The sequence below is a fragment of the Nocardia sp. NPDC019395 genome, assembly GCF_040632335.1.
Lineage (GTDB): Bacteria > Actinomycetota > Actinomycetes > Mycobacteriales > Mycobacteriaceae > Nocardia.
Window position 1 is genome coordinate 37,469 of the sequence record NZ_JBEYBT010000017.1, and the last position, 21,919, is coordinate 59,387.

At 67.3% G+C, this 21,919-nt stretch carries 17 protein-coding genes and 1 pseudogene; 2 read left to right on the forward strand and 16 right to left on the reverse strand.

Annotation, left to right across the window (positions count from 1 at the left end; genetic code table 11):
• Positions 1-39: 39 nt before the first annotated feature.
• From ABZ827_RS26250 to ABZ827_RS26270, 5 genes are all read right to left on the reverse strand, one after another.
• Entirely contained in the window at positions 40-480 is a 441-nt protein-coding gene (locus ABZ827_RS26250; protein WP_357241889.1) for a hypothetical protein, read from the reverse strand.
• Entirely contained in the window at positions 477-968 is a 492-nt protein-coding gene (locus ABZ827_RS26255) for a DUF6301 family protein (RefSeq protein ID WP_357241891.1), read from the reverse strand. Before ABZ827_RS26255 ends, ABZ827_RS26250 begins: the two co-directional genes overlap by 4 nt.
• Positions 969-1,079: 111 nt before the next feature.
• Entirely contained in the window at positions 1,080-10,307 is a 9,228-nt protein-coding gene (locus ABZ827_RS26260) for a hypothetical protein (protein ID WP_357241894.1), read from the reverse strand.
• A gap of 15 nt (positions 10,308-10,322) precedes the next feature.
• Entirely contained in the window at positions 10,323-10,823 is a 501-nt protein-coding gene (locus tag ABZ827_RS26265) for a YbaB/EbfC family nucleoid-associated protein (RefSeq protein WP_357241897.1), read from the reverse strand.
• A 37-nt stretch (positions 10,824-10,860) separates the two neighbouring features.
• Positions 10,861-11,190: a hypothetical protein gene (locus ABZ827_RS26270; RefSeq protein ID WP_357241900.1), complete on the reverse strand. Its 330-nt coding sequence runs from the start codon at positions 11,188-11,190 to the stop codon at positions 10,861-10,863.
• Positions 11,191-11,456: 266 nt separating this feature from the next.
• Here ABZ827_RS26270 and dtd point away from each other — a divergent pair, with 266 nt between their 5' ends.
• A complete protein-coding gene (gene dtd / locus ABZ827_RS26275; RefSeq protein WP_357241903.1) occupies positions 11,457-11,900 on the forward strand; it encodes a D-aminoacyl-tRNA deacylase in 444 nt (147 codons plus the stop codon).
• An 86-nt stretch (positions 11,901-11,986) separates the two neighbouring features.
• Here the strand turns inward: dtd and map are convergent, their stop codons facing one another.
• The 11 genes and pseudogenes from map to ABZ827_RS26330 all read right to left on the reverse strand — a co-directional run.
• Positions 11,987-12,787, reverse strand: a complete 801-nt coding sequence (gene map / locus ABZ827_RS26280) for a type I methionyl aminopeptidase (RefSeq protein WP_357241906.1) — start codon at positions 12,785-12,787, stop codon at positions 11,987-11,989.
• Positions 12,788-12,831: 44 nt separating this feature from the next.
• The gene (locus ABZ827_RS26285; protein WP_357241909.1) at positions 12,832-13,392 is read right to left on the reverse strand and encodes an adenylate kinase; all 561 of its coding nucleotides are present in this window, start codon (positions 13,390-13,392) and stop codon (positions 12,832-12,834) included.
• Complete coding sequence (gene secY, locus ABZ827_RS26290; protein WP_357241912.1) at positions 13,389-14,714, reverse strand: preprotein translocase subunit SecY; 1,326 nt, start codon at positions 14,712-14,714, stop codon at positions 13,389-13,391. The genes ABZ827_RS26285 and secY overlap by 4 nt, the downstream gene beginning before the upstream one ends.
• A gap of 164 nt (positions 14,715-14,878) precedes the next feature.
• A complete protein-coding gene (rplO, locus tag ABZ827_RS26295) occupies positions 14,879-15,322 on the reverse strand; it encodes a 50S ribosomal protein L15 (RefSeq protein ID WP_357241915.1) in 444 nt (147 codons plus the stop codon).
• A gap of 1 nt (position 15,323) precedes the next feature.
• Positions 15,324-15,503, reverse strand: a complete 180-nt coding sequence (rpmD, locus tag ABZ827_RS26300) for a 50S ribosomal protein L30 (protein WP_357241918.1) — start codon at positions 15,501-15,503, stop codon at positions 15,324-15,326.
• 1 nt (position 15,504) lies between these two features.
• Positions 15,505-16,149: a 30S ribosomal protein S5 gene (gene rpsE / locus ABZ827_RS26305; RefSeq protein WP_357241921.1), complete on the reverse strand. Its 645-nt coding sequence runs from the start codon at positions 16,147-16,149 to the stop codon at positions 15,505-15,507.
• A 46-nt stretch (positions 16,150-16,195) separates the two neighbouring features.
• Positions 16,196-16,603: a 50S ribosomal protein L18 gene (gene rplR / locus ABZ827_RS26310; protein WP_357241924.1), complete on the reverse strand. Its 408-nt coding sequence runs from the start codon at positions 16,601-16,603 to the stop codon at positions 16,196-16,198.
• A gap of 2 nt (positions 16,604-16,605) precedes the next feature.
• Positions 16,606-17,142: a 50S ribosomal protein L6 gene (gene rplF, locus ABZ827_RS26315; protein ID WP_357241927.1), complete on the reverse strand. Its 537-nt coding sequence runs from the start codon at positions 17,140-17,142 to the stop codon at positions 16,606-16,608.
• Positions 17,143-17,157: 15 nt separating this feature from the next.
• A complete protein-coding gene (gene rpsH / locus ABZ827_RS26320) occupies positions 17,158-17,556 on the reverse strand; it encodes a 30S ribosomal protein S8 (protein WP_069161946.1) in 399 nt (132 codons plus the stop codon).
• 294 nt (positions 17,557-17,850) lie between these two features.
• Positions 17,851-18,906, reverse strand: coding sequence for a carboxypeptidase-like regulatory domain-containing protein (locus ABZ827_RS26325; protein WP_357242047.1), 1,056 nt, complete (start codon positions 18,904-18,906; stop codon positions 17,851-17,853).
• A gap of 24 nt (positions 18,907-18,930) precedes the next feature.
• Positions 18,931-20,340 (reverse strand): annotated as a pseudogene (locus tag ABZ827_RS26330) (MFS transporter); the annotation flags it as partial.
• Positions 20,341-20,734: 394 nt separating this feature from the next.
• On the opposite strand from ABZ827_RS26330, the gene ABZ827_RS26335 reads away from it, so the two are divergent.
• Entirely contained in the window at positions 20,735-21,865 is a 1,131-nt protein-coding gene (locus ABZ827_RS26335) for a nucleotide pyrophosphatase/phosphodiesterase family protein (RefSeq protein WP_357241930.1), read from the forward strand.
• The last annotated feature ends 54 nt before the right edge of the window (positions 21,866-21,919 follow it).

Consider the following 21,919-nt stretch of genomic DNA (forward strand, 5'->3'; position numbering starts at 1 on the left):
CTCATGGCCGATTCCTGCGGAGACTTCGTGCGCGGCCCCTCATGTGGGGGCCCGGCGGAGACCGAGTCCGGGTAGCACCAACTCCCGGTCCCCGTCCTCGACATTCCATGCGTTGTAGACGAGATCGGCCGGCTCGGCGACCGCGAAAACGTCGCGCAATCCGATCAACACCATGGACACCAACTCCCGGTACCGCAGCGGAGTCAACGGCCACGGATATTCGATCCACCAGTTGTCGGTGTGATCTGGATCAGGACGCTGCCATCCGGCTTCGACCAGCAGCCGGGCACCCGAATCACCGGCCCGCTTCCCCGGGCCGAGCCACTCATCTCCGACGAGTTCGGCATACAGCCGGTCGTCGAACTGCCGGAACTGCGCGTACCTGGATCCTCCGGCTTCCACCAGCGTCAATATCGCGCCCGCGGGCAGACCGGCGAGATGCCTGGACAACCCCGCGGAGAATTCCGGCCATTCGGTCACAACAGCTCCTGTTGCTCCAGCTCTTCGGCCCGGTCTTCGCGGGCGAGCGCCTCATTCGTCATCAGGTGCAGCGCCACCGAGACCCCGGAGTCACGGAGAACCGTTGTCGTCGCCGGTCCGGCCCATCGCACCCGCGGAGCAGCGCCCGGGATCCGCTTGGTGGGTGCTCCGAACTCCGCGCTGAGCGCCGCCGTCATCTCGGCGAAAGCCGCACGGGTACGATCGCGGCCCGCATCATCGTCGGTGGTGTAAGACGTAACCCTGGCCTCGATCTCGGTAGCCACACCGTCATAACCGCGGATCCGGCCGCTCCCCGGGCCGAATCCGGTATCGAGGACAACCGCGACCGGTCTGGCGCGTTCGATCTGCCAGCCCAGCTCGGTCGCCACCTGGTCCGCGTCCGCCAGCCGCCAGGACCATTCGAGCGCACGCAGCCTGCCCACCAGCTCGACGAGTTCGGGGCTGCTCAAAGTACGCCACTCCGTCATGAGTCCTCCCTGCAGTTCGTTGCCTGTCCAGCCGGGATCATATGCCGCATCGCTCACGGCGGATTTCCGCGATCTGCCGGGTCGGCGCCGGGGTCTCGGCGGATATTCGAATCACGTGAAGACCCTTTCGCGATGCTCGCCGTCCATGAGCACATCGCGGATATACGCGCCGAGATCCATCTCGGGCGGCAATGCGCGGTACGTCAGCTCCGCCAGTGTCTCGCCGCCGACGGTAACCGCGAACCGGATGGTCCGCCACGCGACCTGGCCCCAATCCACCTCGACCGGGCCCTCGAACACAACGCTGCGCTCACCGACTCGCAACCCCAGCCGCCCGTCGTGCCCTCGGTAGAACACGACAGATACTCCGCCGAGGTCGCCGTAAACACCGCTGCGGGCACCGCCCAGACCGTGGCCCGCCCGCAGTGCCCCGGTTTCCGGATCGAATTCGGCCGGTACACCCGGTCCGGAGAAGGGTCCTACGACCAATCCCGGATTGTCGGCGGGCCCGCCCGCATGACCGTTTCCGATGGCTCCGCCGTTCGAACCGACGCGGTTGTGCCGACTTCCCTGCTGCTGTGGCCCTGGGCCGGGCAGCACCGGCGGTGGAAGCACAGGTGGTGGAAGCATCGAGCCGCCGGGATCCTGAGCCGGCCACTGAGGCGATCCGGGCCCGCTCGGTGGCCACGGTGGACCCGGGGACCAGTGCGACGGCGGAACCGGTGAGGCACCGGGCGCGACAGGGTAGGGCGATGCCGGAGGCTCCGGATACCCAGGTGGTGTCCTCTCTGGGGCCGAATAAGGGGGCAACCCGGGCATATCGGGCAGGCCCGGCCCAGGTGGTACGGGAGGCTGCGGCAACTCCGGCGGCTGCGGCCGCTCCGGCACCGGCTGAACGGGCGGCACCGGCGGAACCGGGGGCTCCGGCGGAACAGGCGGCTGCGGCGGAACCGGGGGCTCCGGCGGAACAGGCGGCTGCGGCGGAACAGGAGGCTCCGGCGGAACAGGAGGCTCCGGCGGAACAGGCGGCTCCGGCGGAACAGGAGGCTCCGGCGGAACAGGAGGCTCCGGCGGAACAGGAGGCTCCGGCGGAACAGGCGGCTCCGGCGGAACAGGCGGCTCCGGCGGAACAGGCGGCTCCGGCGGAACAGGAGGCTCCGGCGGAACAGGAGGCTGCGGCGGCTGCGGCTGCGGCTGCGGCGGCTGCGGCTGGGGCTGGTCAGGCGGCTCCGGACGGTCGGGCGCCGCAATCGGCGGAACCGGCCACGGTTTCCGTTCGTACCGGTACGCAGTCGGCATTTCCGCTTCGTAGTCGTGCGGTGGATGCGGGATGTGCGAGCGCAGTGACGAACCCCGCAGCGGTGGGGCCGAACCGCCGGCACCCCGCGCCGGGTCTGAGCCGTCCGGCGGTGCCGTACCACCACGATCGACTCGCGATCCCGCATCGCCCCCGGACGCGACTTCGGCGCGGTCCGGCAGCGGCGGCTCCACACGGTTGTCCGAGTCCACTCGCGGGTCGTCCTCGTCGGCCGGCAGCGTCCGATCCATCCGGTCGGACGAGGCCGCGTCCTGACCGTCCGGATCGTCGAGGTCGTCGGCCGGGCGTGGCTCGGGCCGGACGCTGCTGTGCGCGGATTCGCCGCCCCCGTCCCCGGGGGACTCTCCGGACTCTTCCGGGGCCGGCGATAACGGAGGTCCGGCGGGCCCGAGTGGCTCCGGGGGTGTGCCGTCGCCTGCCGAGCCTGCCGCGGGAGGCCGTCCGGTGGCCGGATCAGGGCCGGGCGGCGGAGCCGGTCCCGGTTCCGGGGGAAGTAGCGGTTGCCGCTGTACCGGTTCCGGGGCGTACCGGCGACCGGCCCGCCAATCGGTCAGCGGCGGGCGGTCCGCGTCCCAGTGGTAGCCGCGCCGGATCGCGTGGGCATTGGCCTGTTTCCAGGTGGCCAGCGGATGGTCGGCCAGGTACTGGGCTTCGATCGACGCATCTCGCAGCAGTACGAAGTCCTGCGGCAGCGGCTCACCGGCCTGCAGCCGGTTCCATGCCTCGGCGACATCGGCGAGCTGATCCATCGGCCGCATCACGAAACCCGCTGCGGGGTCGGTGTAGTCACGAACCCGGTGCTCGTCGCGCATCAGGTGGTTCTTGATCCGCAGCAGATCGTCCCGGGAGAACTCGGGGACCTCGACTCGCATATGCGGGGCCAATTGATCGACGATCGCGTCGGGGTCGACCGGCCGGACGATCTCGTCCGGATCCGCGCCCGGCCCGATCTCGGCGGGATCGACCACGCCCAGCAGCATTTCCCGGATCTGCTCGACGGTATCGCGGATCGCGCCGGAATCCGCGGACTCGAACCGGTCCGCCAGATCGCCGGCCACCCGATCGATCGCGGTTTCGATACGCGCCAATTGTGCGGGCACGTCACCGTTCGGATCGATTCCGCCGAGTTCACGGACCAAGCGCTCACGGACCGTATCGACGACCTCCCGGGCCGCCGCCTCCCGCTCGGCCCGCCGGTGCCGGTCGATCCCCTCGGCGATACGGTCGATATCGCTGTCGTCGCCGCGGAAACGATCGTATTCGGTATCGGCCCATTGCTGGACTTCGCGCCACGACTCGATATCCCGCTCCCACTGGCGGCGCAAACCTTCCGGGATTTCCGCGCCGGCCTGCGGCGGCGCGTGGTCGCTCATCTCCCAGCCGCGGTGCAGCGGCTGGACATCGCGTTCCGGTGGCGCGAACCATTCGTAGTCGCGGAAGACCGTGCCGAAGGGCGGAAGCTTCTGCAACCACGGACGCTCCTGTACCCACCGGCCGATCTCGGGGTGCCGCTGGATCCAGCTCTTGACCGCCGGGTGTTTCGGCACCAGCGCCGCCATCAGCAGTAGCCGCACGATGTTGTACGAGTCCGTCCCCCAGTGCTGGCTGAAGATATCCTTCGGGTCGACGCCGGAAGTGTCGTACTGCTGCGGCGCCTGGGGGGCGTTGACCGGCAGGGTGCTTTCCGGAATCTGCCCCGCCGGAACATCATCGGTAGGAAGGGTGATGTCGTTGACGACGTCCTCCATCGCCCAGCCGCTGACACCGTCGGGAGGGTCTTTGGGCGTGAATTTCTTCGGGGGCGGGGAGTCGTCGCGCCCGGTACTCCAGTCGGGCCGGGTCGGATCCACGGTGTGCACGGTGCCGTGACTGTCACGCCAGGTGGTGATATCGAGCCGGCGGCCGGCCACCCAGCCGGTGCTCAGATGCTCGACCTCCGGCGGATCCATTTCCTCGACCCGCCAGTCGTCCGAGCGGTCGGCCAGTACCCGCCGGTATTCGACCGTCGTCTCGGGACGCACCATGGCCTGCGCGGCGGCGGAATCGCGACGCAGCGCGTCGGCCAGCGCCGCGTCGTGATCCCCCCGTGGATCGGCCGGATCCGGACGCGGGCCGTACACGATTATGCGGGGTTCGTCGCCCTCCACCAGGCCCACCCGGTCGGTCACCATCCGGCCGCCCTCGGCCTCGGCCAGTGCCCGCCACACGCCTGCCACCCGGGTCATATCGTCCTGAATCCGGCCGATCCGGTTGTGCGCGGCGTTCACATCGCGTGCGGCATCCGTCAATCCCTCGAGGTCGCGGAGCGTGGCCGCGAGATCGCCCGCGGAGAGACGGCCTTCGGCGTGTGCCCGCTCGGCCCGCTCCCGCAAACCGGCCACCGTATCGTCCAACCGGTCCGGAGCCAGTGATTCGTCCGGATCACCCACGTCCAGTCGTCCGGCCAGATCGTCACGCATCGACCGCCGGGGTTTTATCCGGTGTAGTTCGGCGGCACGGTCGCGCGCCAGCCGTTCCAGCTCCGCGACGGCATCCTCGGGTTGCGGCCGGCCCAGCACCTCGGCGGCCCGGTCCATAGTCGCGATGCGCTCATCGGTCTCGCGAAGCTCGTTCGTGAGATCGTCGAATCGTTCGCTGTCGGCGATAAGCTTTTCGAGCAGTGTCCGGCGGACTTCCTGTTCCTGACCGCGCACCGGGTGGCGATCACTATGGGGCGCTTCGTCCATACCGCCGGCGTGCTGGACGGTTTCGATACGGGTCTGCACCTCGAGCCCCAGAATCGCCTCCTCCCGCGCGTCCGGATCCCGGCCGGCCCAGCTGCCCGGCTCCTCCAGACCGAGGTTGCGCGCGCGGTCGGTGAGTTTCGCGCGAAGGAATTCCCGCTCCCGGGTGAGAGTCTGCCGTTCGTGCAGCAATCGGTCGTATTCGACTCGGTCGGCGAACAGCCGCGCTTGTTCGTCGGCCCGAATCAGCTGGGGCATGAGTTCGGCGAGTTCTTCCACCCGGCGGCTGTCCTCGGCATCGAGATCACGGCCCATGAGATCCCGGACAGTCGCCTCGATCCGGCCCGGTTCCCATGCGTCCTGGCCTGCCTCGGTGCGCAGACCGCGCGCGATTTCGGCTATCCGGCCCGACAATTCGTCGCGGTATGCGATGGCATCGGCCAGTGCCTCACCGAGCGGCAGCGAAGAATCCTCCCGCCGGGGACCAGGCCCAGGAGCGGAATCGGAACCCTCCGATGGCGAATCGTCCGAGTTGTCCGCGTTTTCGACTCGCTCGTCCGCGCGATTCGCGACATCGGACGGCGACTCGCCCGTTATCTGTTCGCGCTCCGATGGACCCTGTTCGTTCGCTGATCCGGTTCGGTGCCGGTCGCCGGTATCGTCCGGTAGCGGTTCCGGCGAACGCGACTCGTCCCGGGCCGCCCTCTCGGGCGCCACTCCGTCCCGGTCCGGCGACGGTCCGGTAGGCGGTGGATCTGCCGGCCGGCTGCCGATACGTGTGTCCCTGGCGATTCCGCCGATACGGTCCATCGCGACCGGCGCGCGACCGGGCGGATCGGATGGATTCAGGTCGAACCGGGCGGCCCGGATCTCTCCCTTCTCGTTCGCGTGTACCAGGTGGTATTCGATCTCCAGGGTGCCATCTCGGTGCGCTTTCAGAAGTTCTTCCCGAGCCCGGATCAGCGCCTGACCTTCAGGGCTCTCGGGAACAACACCGCGCGCACGCATATCTTCCGGCGTTTCGGTGAGCAGCCGCCGCAGATTCTGATCGAGGTTCAGGGTTCTCCGCAGATATTCGGGAGAACCCTGCTGTGCCCGTTCGATCGAACTGGTTCGCGGGTCGTACACATCCGCCGATTTGAGAGGCCAGCCCGATCCGCCTTTGGCTTCGACCACAACCAGTTTCGGCGGACGCCCGCCGGTTCCCGGCACCAAGGACGCGACGTCGACAGTGTCTCTCCCATGGGAGGCATCCTTGAACGGGACGAGCAGGACCGCCTCGGGCCGCTGGTCGGTATCGACTGCGTACGCTATCGCCGCCGCTTCGCCCATGTCTTCCGACGTCTTGTTCAGTCTGGGCGCCAGATCGTGGAATTCCCCCGACAGCTGGCGAAGTTCGTCGAGAAAGTCATCTCGCTGCGCGAGATCCTGGGGTGAGCGACGCTCGGTTTCCGCGAGCATGCGGTCGATTTCGTTCCTGAGCCGGCTCGTCGAGAGATTGATGACGTCGTCAGCGGAGTGATACCGATTACCCGGCGAGCCGTCGGACCGCTGAGGGGTATCGATACCGTACTGCCGGGCCAGCCTCAGGAACTCGTCAGCATGGGCCCTGGCGTTGTTTCTCGCAGTATTCCGATCGCGGATCGCCGCGTCGCGGGCTTGCAGCGCCTCCTCCCACGCCTGTCTCCGCTCGGCCGTGGAGTTCGTATCGTCGATATTGTAGGGAGCCCAGGGTCCCCGATCGGCTTCGAACCTGTTTCCGGCCGTCTTACCCTGCGTGGCATACAACCCGTCCGGGCCGTGCAGGTCGTTGTTCCGGTCCCGGGAGGTATCCGGCGGGTCGCCCGGCCGGTGCATTTTGTGCGGCGGATCGTCGTCCCGGTAGGTCCCCTCGGGATCACCTGGCCGGTGCAGCAAGCCCTCGGACTCGTCGCGGTAGGTCCCTGTCGGGTCTCCCGGCTTGTGCAGCGCACCGTCTGCACTGCGGAACGTCCCCGGGGGATCATCTTCACCGTGTAGCTCGCCGTCTTCGCCGCGGAACATCTCCTCCGGAGTCAGCCGCCCGATCCGTGGACCGGACTCGTCGGACGGCAACCTGGATTCGCCGAACGGGTAGCGATGCCCGGCATCGCCCTCCGGGCGCCCGCCCACGGCCTCCCACAGACGGTCGGCCTCGCCCCGGTACCGTCCCGCGCTCGATTCGGCCACTTCGGCACGATCCCGGTAGACCGCCGCATCGTTCGTCCGACCGGCGGCGTCGAGACCGTCGGCGCGCCCGCGCAGGTACTGCGCCCGGTTGGTCTCCAGCTGGGCCCGGATATCGGCTCGTTCGGCACGCGTCCGGGCCACGAACTCGTCGGGGGTTTCATGCGGCCGGCGGTTGTCGCCGTAGTCTTGGTCTCCGGCGTGCAGGTAGCGTTCATTGGCGGGGCGCACACGAACGTCGGCCGGTCCCGGGCGTACCGCATGACCCGCACCGTCGAACAGGATCGCCGACACCGACCGGAGGTCGGCCGGGATATCCGGCGGAAACCCTTTGCGCTGGCCCGCTGCCGGGTCCGACACCTCGATCCGGTATTCGCCGGTCTCCGGATCCATTCGCACCGTGAGCGAATAGGCATGCGCGCCGACCCCGTGCTCGTCCACCGGGCTCGCGTATTCATCCACGACCAGCGCCCGGGGACCGCGCCCTTCAGCGACGTCGTCGGGATCCATCCGCGCGGCCATCCGCAGCAGTTCGTCCGCCACGCCCTGGTGTCGTGGGTGATCCTCGCCCACCCCCGGATAGTCGTACAGGCGTCCACCAGCGGCCGCCTCCAACTCGGAACGGGTCATACCACCGGGACCGACCGGATCCCGGGGAGGTGTGATCCGGTCGCTGCCGGACTCGCTCTGGATCTCCTCGAGAGTCAGCCGCCCACATTCTCCGCGGTTGCGCAGATCCGGGGCGGTTTCCGGCTCATCCGGGCTCCGAACCGGATCGTCGCGCGAAATCTCCTCGTCGCGGGCCGGGTTACGCTGCTGCTCTCCTTCGGGACGGGTGCCGCGAGATTCACCGGGCGTGGATGTATCGCGAGGCCCGGTACCTCGATCGGAGGTCGCCGCCGCCGGTTCGCCGACCGCAACGGGTACCGGCACCACATCCTCGGGACCGATCCCGGCGTCACGATCACCCGCCCGGGATTCCTGCTGCGGAGCATCCGGCTGCCGTCCCTCGCCGGTTCGATCGGCACCATCGGACCCGGGCAGCCCGGGGTCCGTCCGTCCTGCACGGAGCCCCCCGTCGGTACCGGGGTACGGGGTACGAGGTGAAAGGCCCGCACGCTCACCCATACCGGACCTCGGACGGCCCGAGTTCCCATCGGCGCCCCCTGTCTGCGGCCGATGATCACCAGGTGGCGGAGCGGGCGAACTCCTCGTATCGGCCGGGGCCGCAGATGAATTCGCCGGTCCGGAAGCCGCCGGTCCGGAGCCGGTCGCCGGGGCGGCGCCGGCGGCGGCCGGACCACCGGGCGGCACGCCGGTGGCTGCCGGCGCTCCCGGGGCCGTCGGGGCCACCACCGCACCGGTCGTGTTCGTGAGGGGCGCGCCGGCAGCCGGATCGGTTCCGGCCCTGGAGGATTCCGCAGTCCGGTCGCTCAGCTCGGACGGCCCCTCGTCGGCGCGTGGCGCGGCCGTACTCTCATCCACCACGCTGTCCTGCCGGCCGGCCGCGATACCCGGATCCTCCGCCGGCTGCGGTCGGCTCTCCAGGGATTCCTCGGGCAGGCCCGCACGAGTCTCGTTCCAGGTTCCCTCGCTCTCACCGGCAGATTCGCGGGCCGCGCTCGAAGTTTCCGTTTCCGATCGGCTCGGTTGCTGCGAGTCACCGGTCTGCCCGGCGTCACCGGTGGTCGAGACGTCATGGTGACCACCGGTTACCGATCTATCCGCGGGTCCGGCGGCCCCGGGATCGTTCCCGCCGGTCGATGAGCGGTCGCCTCCGCCGTTCTGCCCATCGGTATCTGTTGCGGAGTCGGTTGCCGGAGCCGAATCGCCCGGTTGTCCCGTAGCGGCCGGCGTCGTCGATCTCGATCCCGACGAGTTACCGGCCGCCCCGGAACCATCTGAAGCCCCGGAGCCGTCCGGACTCGCGCCGGGCCCGTTACCGATACCGGGACCACCCGCTCCCGGTGGGAGACCACCGATTCCCGGCCCCGGACCGGTGAGGACATCGTTGAACCGAGACGTGAACGACTGGTGATCCGAGTTGAACGTACCGACGCCGAGCGAACTGTAGGCATGGTTCGCACCGAACTTGCCCAGGCCGGTCATCAATCCGTTGGACGCGCCGGCACTGAACATCAGCGGCCCGAACTGGCTGGGTAGCGAGGAGTAGGCCTGACTCGCCGCCTCCCCCCAGCTCACCGCGTTCTCCCCCGTGGCACTGGCCACGATCTGAGCCGGGATCGCGGCACCGAGCCCCGCGAACGCGCCGACCAGGCCCGCACCGGTTCCGGTGATACCCGCTTTGAGGTATTGCTGAGGCATCGTCAGCGGCAGCGGGTTCCCGTTGCCGTCCAATCCGCCGAGGAGATTGTCCAGGCGGCGGCCGAGCATATCCGCGAACGGACCCGCGGCGGCACCGCCGGCAGCCGAACTCACGGCGGTGACCGCGACCTGATCCCAGTTGATTTCTTTCCGGTGTCCGGAATCCACCTGGTACTGCTGGATACCCAGTTCCTGCAGCGTGCCGATGATCGTGTCTATCGCGACGTGCCGAAGCAGGAAGTTCACCAGCCGGTTCGCGACCAGCTTGGTCAGGGCTCGCGCGATGGCCTGAACCACGCGCCGCCCGAGGATCCGGACGGCGACCCTGGTCATGGCGATCGCCGCCCCCTGGACCAGGGGCGCGGTCGGCGGCCAGATCAGTGCCGCCGCGAGCTCCGCCGCCAGCAACGCCAGCGACGAGATGTACATCAGTTTCGTGTATTCGATCTCGGTGCCGGTGTTGTAGGCGGAATCGCCTATGTTCTTGAAGTATTCGGCCAGTTTGGGGAGAGACTGATCCTTGTCGGAACCGTCACCGGAGATGAGGCTGTCGAAAGCCTTGATCATCTCCTCGACACCGTCACCCTGCGGATACGCCTCCATCGAGGCGTCCTTGGCTTCGATGATGTCGGGAACGATATCCTCGAGTGCGGATGCCGCGGTACGCCAATCCTCGCCCAGTCCCCACATCTGGTCTTCGTCGCCGGTGGGCCATTCCACGCCGGCGATGAGGGAGAGACTCTGGGCCCACCCCGGCAGTTCGATCATCTCGAGTTACCCGGCTCACCAGCTGGAGTCGGTGGCCGAACCGCCTCGACCGCGCGGAAGATCCCGCATGCTGGTGCGCGGCGCGGCACTGCCATCGGAAACCATCTGGCTACCGAGGCTGTTCGGCCGGGTGGTGGGCGCCTCTACCGAACCCGGAATCTCGACTCCTGCCAGATCCTCGACCAGGTCCGAGAGCTTCGGCAGCTGGGCCCGCTGGTTCTCCAGTGGGGCCATCAGCCCGGCGGTCTGCCGGGCTACCTCCGTACACGCCCGCTGGGCCGCTTCGATAACGGCTTTGGCGATCTCGGAGTAGCTCAATTCGTCTACATTCGAGGCGAATTTGACGTCGATCACCTTGTTGTCGGCGTTGACGGTGACCTTGACCTTCTTACCGCGGGCGGCAGCGGTCGCGGTGAGTTCGGCCCGTCGCTGCTGGAGTTCGGCGATAGTGCGCATCTGCTCCTGCACACCGTCCAGGATTGCCGCCAGCTCGGCCTTGGCTTGTTCGTTGGTCATCGTCGCCTCTGCCCCCTCAGTGCCTCACCGGACTCGATCAGCGCAGACCGTCGCGGTTGCCGTCTTCCATATCGCGCAGTAGATCCGCGCTCTCGATCTGACCGTCGTGGAAGCTCCCGAACGTCCCCGCCACGTTCCCCGCGCCTTCGACCAGGTTGTCGCGGGCCGTGGTGTAGCCGGGGTTACCGTTCTGCCCGTTGGCGAAGGTATCGCCGAGAGTGTCTGTCCCCCAGGGCGCCCCGCGTGACGCGATCGAGCTTTCCAGGGTGTCGATCACCCCTTGGATCTTGTCCCGAACAGCACCGGTTTTCGCTCCGGCACGGCGAAAGGCTTGTTCGTTGTACTCGACATTCTGTCCGTCGCCCATGGCGTCCACTCCTCCCGGTGGCGCGAATCATCGCACCACGAGTGTATTTGGTCCGACAATGACAGTCGAGAACCAACTGGACGTGACGCGAAGATTAACTTGGGCTTCTCTCCTGTGGTCGTGCACATTTCACAACCGAACCGGGAGAACACGGCTTCCGTCGAAGATACCGCACCTCCGCGGCGGCCCACCCCCACCGAATTCCCACAATTGAGAACGACCGGCCCCGGGCCGCCCATCGGCGGGCTCGCGGCATGATCGAGGCTGTGCGTGTACTACTGCAACGAGTGACCTCGGCCCGCGTGCTCGTCGGCGACGAGATCGTGGGGCATATCGATCCCGCCGAACACGATGTCCCCCACGGTCTTGTAGCGCTGGTCGGTGCGACCCACAGCGATACCGCGGATACCGCCCGCGCCTTGGCCGACAAGATCTGGCGCCTGCGCATTCTCGAGGGCGAACGCAGCGCCGCCGATCTGGGCGCACCCATCTTGGTGGTCAGCCAGTTCACCCTGTACGCCGAAACCCGGAAAGGCAGACGCCCGTCCTGGTCCGCGGCCGCCCCGGGCCCGGTGGCCGAACCGCTGGTAGCGATTTTCACCGAGGCTCTCCGCACGTTCGGAGCATCCGTCGCGCAGGGTCGTTTCGGAGCGCATATGCGTGTGGAGCTGACCAACGACGGTCCCGTCACTCTCATGGTGGAACTCTGAGATCCACACGAGAACAACCGGAACAGTGTGACTATCGCCGGTGCCCCGTCACCGCGGTACCGGAACCGGACCGATCTCGGGGAGGCCTATTCAGGGCGCAGCGTGAGGATACGTGGCCCGTCCTCGGTCACCGCGACCGTATGCTCCCAATGCGCCGCCCGCGAACCATCGGTGGTCACCACGGTCCAATCGTCGTCGAGCACCTTGGTATCGGAGGTACCCAGCGTGAGCATCGGCTCGATCGCCAGCACCGAACCGATCACCAGACGCGGCCCCTTACCCGGCTCCCCCTCGTTCGGCAGGAATGGATCCAGATGCATTTCGCGGCCGATGCCGTGACCGCCGTACCCGTCGACGATGCCGTACGGGCGAGCGTGCTCGGATTCCGCGGCCCGGGTGCCGAGCTCGATCGCATGCGAGATATCGGTGAGCCGATTCTCGGGAACCATCGCGGCGATTCCCGCCAACATCGATTTCTCGGTCGCCTCGCTGAGCAGCCGATCGGCCTCGGACAGTTCGCCCACCCCGAACGTCCAGGCCGAATCACCGTGCCAGCCGTCCAGGATCGCTCCGCAATCGATGGACACCAGATCGCCCGGAGCCAGTAGCTCCGATTCGGCCGGGATACCGTGCACCACGCGATCGTTCACCGATGCGCAGATCGACGCCGGGAACCCGTGGTAGCCCTTGAAGGAAGGAACCGCACCGGCGTCCCGGATCACCTGTTCGGCGACCCGGTCCAGTTCGAGAGTGGAGACTCCGGGTGCGGCCGCGGCGCGAACCGCCACCAGCGCGCGACCGACGATCGCCCCGGCCGCCGCCATGGCATCCAGCTCGCCGGCGGTCCGGAACGGGACGACCTTCTTATTCTTGCGACCGAAGACCACAGCTCTCCTTCATCGAAGGATCGATGCCGGCACCGCGAACCGAGTTATCCGGTCGTGGCATTACGGCCCAACGCCTCGAGGGCCCGGGAGTTGACCTCCTCGACCTCGCCGACTCCGTCCACCGAGACCACCAGACCGTCGTAGTAGTTCAGCAACGGCTGGGTCTCGTCGCGGTAGACGCGCAGCCGGGTCCGGATGGTCTCCTCGTTGTCGTCGGAACGGCCCCGGGAGAGCATCCGCTCGACCACCGTGTCCTCGGACACCACGAAGCAGAGCACCGCGTCGAGTTCGCTACCGAGTTCGTCGAGGATCTTGGCGAGCGCGTCGGCCTGGTCCACGGTGCGCGGATAGCCGTCGAGAACGAAACCGCGCGAAGCATCGGGTTCACCCACTCGCGACCGCACCATCCGGTTGGTCACATCGCTGGGCACCAGCTCACCGGCGTCCATATAGCGCTTGGCCTCGACACCGAGCGGAGTCTGCTCGCTGATGTTCGCGCGGAACAGATCCCCCGTAGAGATATGCGGTACCCCCAGCTTTTCCGATAGCAGCACGGCTTGGGTGCCCTTGCCCGCTCCCGGCGGCCCGAGTAGTACGACTCTCACTTGAGGAACCCTTCGTAATTGCGATTCATGAGTTGGCTTTCGATCTGCTTCACGGTGTCCAGGCCGACGCTCACCATGATGAGCACCGCGGTGCCACCGAACGGCAGATTCTGCGTACCGCCGCCGGAGCCACCCATATCCAGGAACAGGTTCGGCAGGACGGCGACCATACCGAGATAGATGGAGCCCGGCAGGGTGATACGGCTCAGCACATAGGTCAGATGGTCGGCCGTCGGCTTACCGGGGCGGTAGCCCGGGATGAAGCCGCCGAACTTCTTCATTTCGTCCGCGCGTTCCTCCGGGTTGAAGGTGATCGCGACATAGAAGTAGGTGAAGAAGACAATAAGGCCGAAGTAGATCGCGATGTACACCGGGTTACCGGGGTTCACCAGGTACTTCTGGATGATCTCCTGCCACCAGCTGGGGTCTTCGGCGGTACTGGACCCGGTGAGCTGGGCAATCAGGTTCGGCAGATACAGCAGGGACGAGGCGAAGATCACCGGGATGACGCCGGCCTGGTTCACCTTCAGCGGCAGATAGGTCGACGAACCGCCGTACATCTTGCGGCCGACGACGCGTTTGGCGTACTGGACCGGGATCCGGCGCTGCCCCTGCTCGACGAAGATGACCGCCATGATGATGGCGAACGCGGCCACGCAGACGAGCGCGAACACCAGGTTGCCGCGGCTGTCGAGGATGTTCTTACCCTCGCTCGGGATACGGGCGGCGATACCGGCGAAGATCAGCAGCGACATACCGTTACCGACACCGCGCTCGGTGATCTGCTCACCGAACCACATCACCAGGGCCGCACCCGCGGTCATCACCAGGACGATGATGATCATGCCGAAGACACTGGTGTCGGCGAGAATATCCTGCTGGCAGCCCTGCAACAGCTTGCCCTGGGCGGCCAGCGCCACCAGGCCCGAAGCCTGCAGAATCGCCAGCGCGACCGATAGGTAGCGGGTGTACTGCGTCATCTTGGTCTGGCCGGCCTGGCCTTCCTTGCGCAGTTCCTCGAACCGCGGGATGACGACGGTCAGCAGCTGAACGATGATGCTCGCGGTGATGTACGGCATGATGCCGATCGCGAACACCGACAGCTGGAGTAGCGCACCACCCGAGAACAGGTTGATGAGCTGGTAGATCCCGGCGGAATCACCGCCGGAGACCAGGTCGATACACTCCTGGACCGCCTTGTAGTCGACGCCCGGCGAGGGCAGCGCGGCACCGAGCCGGTACAACGCGACCAGCCCCAGCGTGAAGAGAATCTTCCGCCGCAAGTCCGAGGTCCGGAAGGCCGTAACGAAGGCGGAAAGCACAGATCCTCCTGGCGAACGACATGGTCAGGCCATGGAAATTTTCAGCGTGTCCCGGTCGGAATCGCCGAACCCATGACGGGTCTTGGCAGACAACACTTGAACTCTAACAGTGACGCCGGACGAGCCTGCACTCGTCCGGCGTCCTGTCTTCGAAATGGCGGACGTCAGCCCAGTTCGGTGGCGGTGCCACCGGCGGCTGTGATCTTCTCCTTGGCGGAGCCGGAGAACTTGTCCGCGCTGACCTGCACGGCAACGGAGATATCCCCTTCGCCGAGCACCTTGACCAGCTGGTTCTTACGAACCGCGCCCTTGGCGACCAATTCGTCCTTGCCGATAGTGCCGCCCTCGGGGAACAGCTCGGCGATGGCGCCCACGTTGACGACCTGGTACTCCACCCGGAACGGGTTGGTGAAGCCCTTCAGCTTCGGCAGGCGCATGTGGATGGGCATCTGGCCGCCCTCGAACGCGGCAGGCACGTTCTTGCGGGCCTTGGTGCCCTTGGTGCCGCGGCCGGCGGTTTTACCCTTGGAGCCCTCACCGCGACCCACGCGGGTCTTATCGGTCTTGGAGCCCGGGGCCGGGCGCAGATGGTGCAGTTTGATGGTCATGTCAGACCTCCTCAACAGTTACGAGGTGGCGCACGACATTGATCAGACCGCGGTTCTGCGGGGTGTCTTCCCGGATAACCGTCTTGCGGATCCCCCGCAGACCGAGGGTCCGCAGGCTCTCCCGCTGATTCTGCTTGGCGCCGATCGAGCTCTTGATCTGGGTCACCTTGAGATCTGCCATATCAGACTCCTTGTCCGGCACGGGCACGCAGCATGCCCGCGGGAGCGACGTCCTCGAGCGGCAGACCGCGACGCGCGGCGACCTCTTCGGGCCGCTGCAGCATCTTCAGCGCGGCCACGGTCGCGTGGACGACATTGATCGCGTTATCGCTACCGAGCGATTTGGCCAGGATGTCGTGGATGCCCGCGCATTCCAGAACGGCACGCGCGGCACCACCGGCGATCACACCGGTACCCGGGGAAGCCGGACGCAGCATGACCACACCGGCCGCCGCTTCGCCCTGCACCGGGTGGGTGATGGTGGAGCCGATCATCGGGACCCGGAAGAAGCCCTTACGCGCTTCCTCGACGCCCTTCTGGATGGCCGCGGGAACTTCCTTGGCCTTGCCGTAGCCGACACCGACCAGGCCGTTGCCGTCGCCCACGATGACCAGGGCGGTGAAGCTGAAGCGCCGGCCACCCTTGACCACCTTGGAGACACGGTTGATCGCTACGACCCGCTCGAGCTGGTTCTTCTCGGCGGGATCGTTACGACGATCGCCGCGGCGGTCGCCGCCGCCACGACGGTTGTCGCGGCCGCCCTCGGGGGCATTGGGGTTCTGTCCGGCGGGTCCGTTTCCGCCGTCACGCCGTTGACGTCCCGGCATCAGACGTTCCTTCCGTTCACGCTGGTGTGTGCAGTCATGTTGATCATCAGAACTTCAGCCCGCCTTCCCGAGCGGCGTCGGCGAGCGCCGCGATCCGGCCGTGGTAGTCGTGGCCACCGCGGTCGAACACCACGGCCTCCACACCGGCGGCCTTGGCACGCGCGGCGATCAGCTCGCCGACCTTCTTGCCCTTGGCGGTCTTGTCGCCGTCCACCGCCCGCACATCGGCCTCGATGGTCGAGGCCGAGGCCAGGGTGTGACCGGCCGAATCGTCGATGAGCTGCACATGCAGATGCCGCGAGGAGCGGTGCACGATCAGCCGCGGCCGAACGCTGGTGCCCTCGATCTTCTTGCGCAGGCGGAAATGACGCCGCGTCTTGGACAGCCGGCGGCGAGTCGAAGCATCCTTGCCCAGCGGAATACGCTTGGCCTTCTGGTTCTCGGTTTGCGCCATGATCACTTACCCGTCTTTCCGACCTTGCGGCGAACGACCTCACCGGCGTAGCGGATGCCCTTACCCTTGTACGGGTCGGGCTTGCGCAGGCCGTGGATAACCGCCGAAATCTGGCCGACCTTCTGCTTGTCGATCCCGGATACAGAGAATTTGGTGGGCGACTCCACCGCGAAAGTGATGCCTTCCGGCGCTTCGATCGGCACCGGGTGGCTGTAGCCGAGGGCGAACTCGAGGTTGCTGCCCTTCTGCTGCACGCGGTAGCCGACGCCGAAGATTTCCATCTTCTTCTCGTAACCCTTGGTGACACCGACGACCATATTGTCGATCAGGGTCCGGGTCAGGCCGTGCAGGGAGCGATTGCGGCGCTCGTCGTCCGGGCGGGAGACCACCAGGCGGCCGTCTTCCTGCGCGACGGTGATCGGCTCGGAGATGGTCAGCGCGAGCTGACCCTTCGGGCCCTTCACGGCGACGTCCTGGCCGTTGATGGTCACCTCGACACCCGAGGGGATCACGACGGGATCTTTACCGATACGCGACATTGTCCGTACCTCCCCTTACCAGACGTAGGCGAGGACTTCCCCGCCTACTCCCTGCTTGGCCGCCTGGCGGTCGGTGAGCAGACCGGTCGACGTGGAGATGATGGCCACGCCGAGGCCGCCCAGGACCTTGGGCAGGTTGGTGGATTTCGCGTACACGCGCAGACCCGGCTTCGAGACGCGCCGCAGACCCTGCAGGCTGCGTTCCCGGCTGGGCCCGTACTTGAGGTCGACGACGAGGGCCTTGCCCACGGTCGCGTCCTCGGTGCGGTAATCGGCGATATAGCCCTCACGCTTCAGGATCTCGGCGATATTCGCCTTGAGCTTCGAATGCGGAGCCTTCACCTGATCGTGGTACGCCGAGTTGGCGTTGCGCAGACGTGTCAGAAAGTCTGCGATCGGATCGGTCATGGTCATAGTTCGACCTCGACACCTTTCTCGCTGCGGTTCCCATACAACACCCGCGTCACAGACGCGACCCGTGGGCCTACAGCAATTCGGCTGGTCCGGACGGCAGTCACCGCCGGATGAGTTCGTATCGCCCGGGGGCCCTCGCGGGGCCACCCACGGACACAGATATGCCCTGGCAACCGGTTTAGTGTAGGAGCTGGCTCCGATACAACAAAATCGGGCCCCGGGACATCGAACACGCAGGGCCCCCGGAGCAGCTGCTCCGGGGGCCCTGTTCCGTTCTGCGCACAGGAGACCTACTCACCAGGAGGTCTTGTGCACCTCCGGGAGTTCGCCGAACTGTTCGGTTTCCCGGTCCTCGGGCTCGGCGGGAGTTTCGGCCGAGCCGGCGTGCAGTTCGAGATCGATCCCCTCGATATCGTGCTCGCCCACCCGTACCTGCGCGGTCGAGGGCGCGTAGCCGGTGGCGACGACCGTATAGCTGCCCTCGGCGAGGTTGCCGAAGACATAGGAGCCGTCGGCGTCCGTGGTCCGGCTCTCGACCACATTGCCCAGCGAATCGGTCAGGGTCACCAGCGCCGCCGCCAGCGGACGCCCGCCGCCGTTGACCACACCCGTTACCCGCACACCGGGGCGCAGCGGCACCTCCAGGCGGGCCGTGTCCCGGCCGTTGACCTGTGCCGAGACCGCGGTCGGGTGGTAACCGAACGCGCTCACCGCGATCGTGAAATCACCTTCCGGCAGACCGGTCAGTTCGAAACGCCCGGTGTGGTCGGAAACTCCCGCGGCCAGCACTTCGCCGCGCAGGTCCAGCGCGGTGATCATCGCACCGGACACCGGGTGGCCGTCTCCCATCCGCACGACGGCGCCTTCCAAACCGGTCAGCGCGCTGAGTTCGACGTCGTAGGACACCGGGTTGCTGCCGAGGACCGCGGTCGACGCATCGGGCCGCCGCCCCTCGGCCGAAGCGATGAGCACATACGACCCCGGTTCGGGCGCGGCCAGTTCGTAGAACCCGTCCGCACCCGAGCGCGCCCGGCTCAGCTGCTGGCCGGTGGGCGATATCAGGGTGAGGGTCGCTCCCGCCACCGCGGTACCCCGGGCATCGGATACCCGCCCGAACAGCACCGATCCGCTACCGGCCGGCTGCGCCGCGGGCTCGCTCGCACCGTTGCGATGCGCCGCAGCGACGGCCGGGGTCTCGGGAGCGGCGTGCCGCGGACCCGGGGTGGGAACAGCGTCCCCGGTGACCGGCGGCACCGCGACGGCATCGTCGACCACCTGCTCGGCTTCCGCCGAAAGTCCCGCGGGTGCGGCAGGAACCGCTTCGGCCGCCGCATGCGCTTCGGCCTTCACCTCGTCGGACCGTGCGCCCGCGACCGCCGCCGCGGCAGCGCGCTTGGCCGTCGGAATGGTCAGCGCGACCAGCGCCGCCGCCACCGCGACACCGCAGCCGATCAGGATGCCGACCCGGAACCCGTCCTCGGTCGGGACGCTGGTCCCGCCGGCGAAGCTGACGCTCATCTGCGCGAGGACAGCGCCGATGGCGGCCGAGGCCACCGAGGTGCCGATCGAGCGCATCAGGGTGTTGAAGCTGTTGGCGGCCGAGGTCTCGGTGATCGGCACCGAGCTCATGATCAGCGCGGGCATGGCGCCGTAGGCGAAACCGACGCCCAGGCTGATGATGATGGCGCCGAGCATCAGACCCCAGGGCTCCCCCATCATCAGCACCGACGCTCCGTAGCCGAGGGCGATGATGACCGAGCCGACGGTCAAAGTGATCTTCGGACCGGCGAGCGCGGACAGCTTCGCGCTCAGCGGCGAGGTGAGCATCATGGTCAGACCGCCGGGTGCCATCCACAGACCCATCGCGACCATCGATTGGCCCAGGCCGTAGCCGGTGGCTTCCGGCAGCTGGAGCAGCTGCGGGAAGATCAGCGCCTGCGCGAACATCGACATACCGATGACGATCGAGGCGGCGTTGGTCAGCAGTACCCGGGGCCGGGCGGTCACCCGCAGATCGACCAGCGGATCACGCGAGCGCAGCTCCCAGAAACCCCACAGCAGCAGCACCACCACGGCGGCGGCGAACAGCGAGATCGTGGTGACGCTGGTCCAGCCCCAGGACGCACCCTTGGATACGGCGAGCAGCAAGCAGACCAGTGCGGCGCCGAGGCCGATCGCGCCCAGCACATCGAATCGGCCGCGTTCGGCACGCGGCGGGGTCGCCGGTACCACCAGGAAGATCAACAGGCCCGCGATCGCGCCGAGCACGGCGATACCCCAGAACAGGTACTGCCAGCTGCTGTACTCGACGACCGCCGCGGCCAGCGGCATACCGAGCGCGCCGCCGACGCCGAGGGAGGAGCTGATCAGCGCGATACCGGAGCCGAGTTTCGCCGGCGGCAGCAGATCACGCAGGGCGGCGATACCGACCGGGATCAGGCCCACGCCCATCCCCTGCAGACCGCGACCGACCAGCATCGGCCACAACGACGAGGACAGGGCGCACAGCACCGAACCGATGACGAGCGGAACCACCGAGCCCACCAGGACCACGCGTTTGCCGTAGAGGTCACCGAGCCGGCCGGCGACCGGCGTCGTCACCGCGCTGGCCAGCAGGCTCGCGGTCACCACCCAGGTCGCATTCGATGGGTCGGTGCTCAGTATCTCCGGCAGCTGCCCGAGTAACGGCATCACCAGGGTCTGCGTCAGCGACGCCACGATCCCAGCGAAGGCGAGCACCGCAAGTACCGCCCCGGGGCGGACAGCGGGTTCGGTTTTTGTCACGAGCTTGCTCCTCGCAAGAAAAGTCAGTCGATGTGCATAATACACATAACATGCATGATGCAATCTAACCAATTCGCGGGCATCTTCCACCCGTGTGAGACCGACTACACCTGATGACCACGGACGGTCGCGGCAGGTGACGGGCGCCGAACGCGTGGACCGACCACGGGGAAGCACGGTTTCCGGGGCGAAGCCCGGGAGTGATGGCGATACGCCGGCTCAGGCCGGCCCTCGTTCGGCCGCCGACTCCGCGGTACCGCATCCGAGGAGTCGCAGCACCTCTACGCCACGCCGGTATTCAACCAGGGCCGGCGCGGCGGAATCCAATGGATTTCGCATGACCGGAAGGAAATCCCGCGCAGCGCTGCCCCGATATCCGGCACTATCGACGTCGATGCCGTACACACTTGCCGATGTTCTGCCCTCAGTCGCCGCGTCGTTCGGTTCGGGTACGCACAATCCCCTGGGATTCGCACCCAACCGCGACGTCGTTGTGCTGCTGATCGACGGACTCGGCGCCGAACTGCTCACGCGGCACCGGGATATCGCGCCGACCCTGGCCGCACAGACAACCGGCACGCTCACCGCCGGGTTCCCGGCCACCACCGCGACCAGCCTCACCAGCCTGGCCCTGGGCGCACCGTGCGCCACGCACGGCATCATCGGCTACAGCTTCGCCGTGCCGGGCTCCGACGGCGTCCGGTTGCTCAATTCGCTGCGCTGGCGCCTCGATTCGGCGATGGGTGACGATGCGCGTGATATGTATCCGCCCGAGACCCTGCAGCCGGGAAACAGCCGCCTGCAGGATCTGGCCGACCACGGTGTGGAGTTGCACTATGTAATCCCCGCGTATCAGCGCACATCCGGTCTCACCAGGGCCGCCTTCCGCGCAGCGGGCACACTCCACCCCGCCACCGGCCTCGGCGAAGTGCGGGCCGGCATCCTCGAGGTCGCCGGCCATCATGACGCCCGTCCCCGCTTCGCATATGCCTATTTCCCCGACCTGGATATGACCGGGCATCTGCACGGACCCGAATCGCCCGAGGCGCTGGCGGTGCTGCGCGAGATCGACACGTTCGTCGCCGATCTGCTGACCGAACTCCCGGGCACCTGCACCCTGCTCATCACCGGCGATCACGGAATGATCCACGCGGACACCGTCATCGACCTGGATTCACAGCGCGGTTTGCACAGAGGTGTGCGGCTGATCGGGGGTGAGGCGCGGGTTCGCCACATTTACCTGGAGCGCACCGGCGCCCTGCCCGATGTATTGGCCGAGTGGGCCGGAGAACTGCCTCGGCACGCGCGCGTCGTAAGCCGCGAACAGGCCCTGGACGAGCACTGGTTCGGCCCCACCCCGCCGGGACCCAGGATCGCCGACCGTATCGGCGACATCATCGCCGTTGCCGAGGGTCGTAGTGTTCTCGTGCGCCCGGAGCGCGAACCGCTGGAGTCGGCCATGCTCGGCCATCACGGCGCGTGGACCCCCGACGAACAACTGATACCGCTCATCTCGTCACGTTGAGCGTGCCCCCCACTGAACTCCGCCACAGTCGGCCCTTGACCTAAATATTTATTT

Excerpts from the sequence above, each read along its gene's own strand:
- rpmD (WP_357241918.1), bottom strand. The coding sequence starts at position 15,503 with ATGGCAGATCTCAAGGTGACCCAGATCAAGAGCTCGATCGGCGCCAAG.
- rpsH (WP_069161946.1), bottom strand. The coding sequence starts at position 17,556 with ATGACCATGACCGATCCGATCGCAGACTTTCTGACACGTCTGCGCAAC.
- ABZ827_RS26270 (WP_357241900.1), bottom strand. The coding sequence starts at position 11,190 with ATGGGCGACGGACAGAATGTCGAGTACAACGAACAAGCCTTTCGCCGT.
- ABZ827_RS26255 (WP_357241891.1), bottom strand. The coding sequence starts at position 968 with ATGACGGAGTGGCGTACTTTGAGCAGCCCCGAACTCGTCGAGCTGGTG.
- rpsE (WP_357241921.1), bottom strand. The coding sequence starts at position 16,149 with ATGCCGGGACGTCAACGGCGTGACGGCGGAAACGGACCCGCCGGACAG.
- rplF (WP_357241927.1), bottom strand. The coding sequence starts at position 17,142 with ATGTCGCGTATCGGTAAAGATCCCGTCGTGATCCCCTCGGGTGTCGAG.
- ABZ827_RS26260 (WP_357241894.1), bottom strand. The coding sequence starts at position 10,307 with ATGATCGAACTGCCGGGGTGGGCCCAGAGTCTCTCCCTCATCGCCGGC.
- ABZ827_RS26265 (WP_357241897.1), bottom strand. The coding sequence starts at position 10,823 with ATGACCAACGAACAAGCCAAGGCCGAGCTGGCGGCAATCCTGGACGGT.
- rplO (WP_357241915.1), bottom strand. The coding sequence starts at position 15,322 with ATGACCATCAAACTGCACCATCTGCGCCCGGCCCCGGGCTCCAAGACC.
- ABZ827_RS26335 (WP_357241930.1), top strand. The coding sequence starts at position 20,735 with ATGCCGTACACACTTGCCGATGTTCTGCCCTCAGTCGCCGCGTCGTTC.
- rplR (WP_357241924.1), bottom strand. The coding sequence starts at position 16,603 with ATGGCGCAAACCGAGAACCAGAAGGCCAAGCGTATTCCGCTGGGCAAG.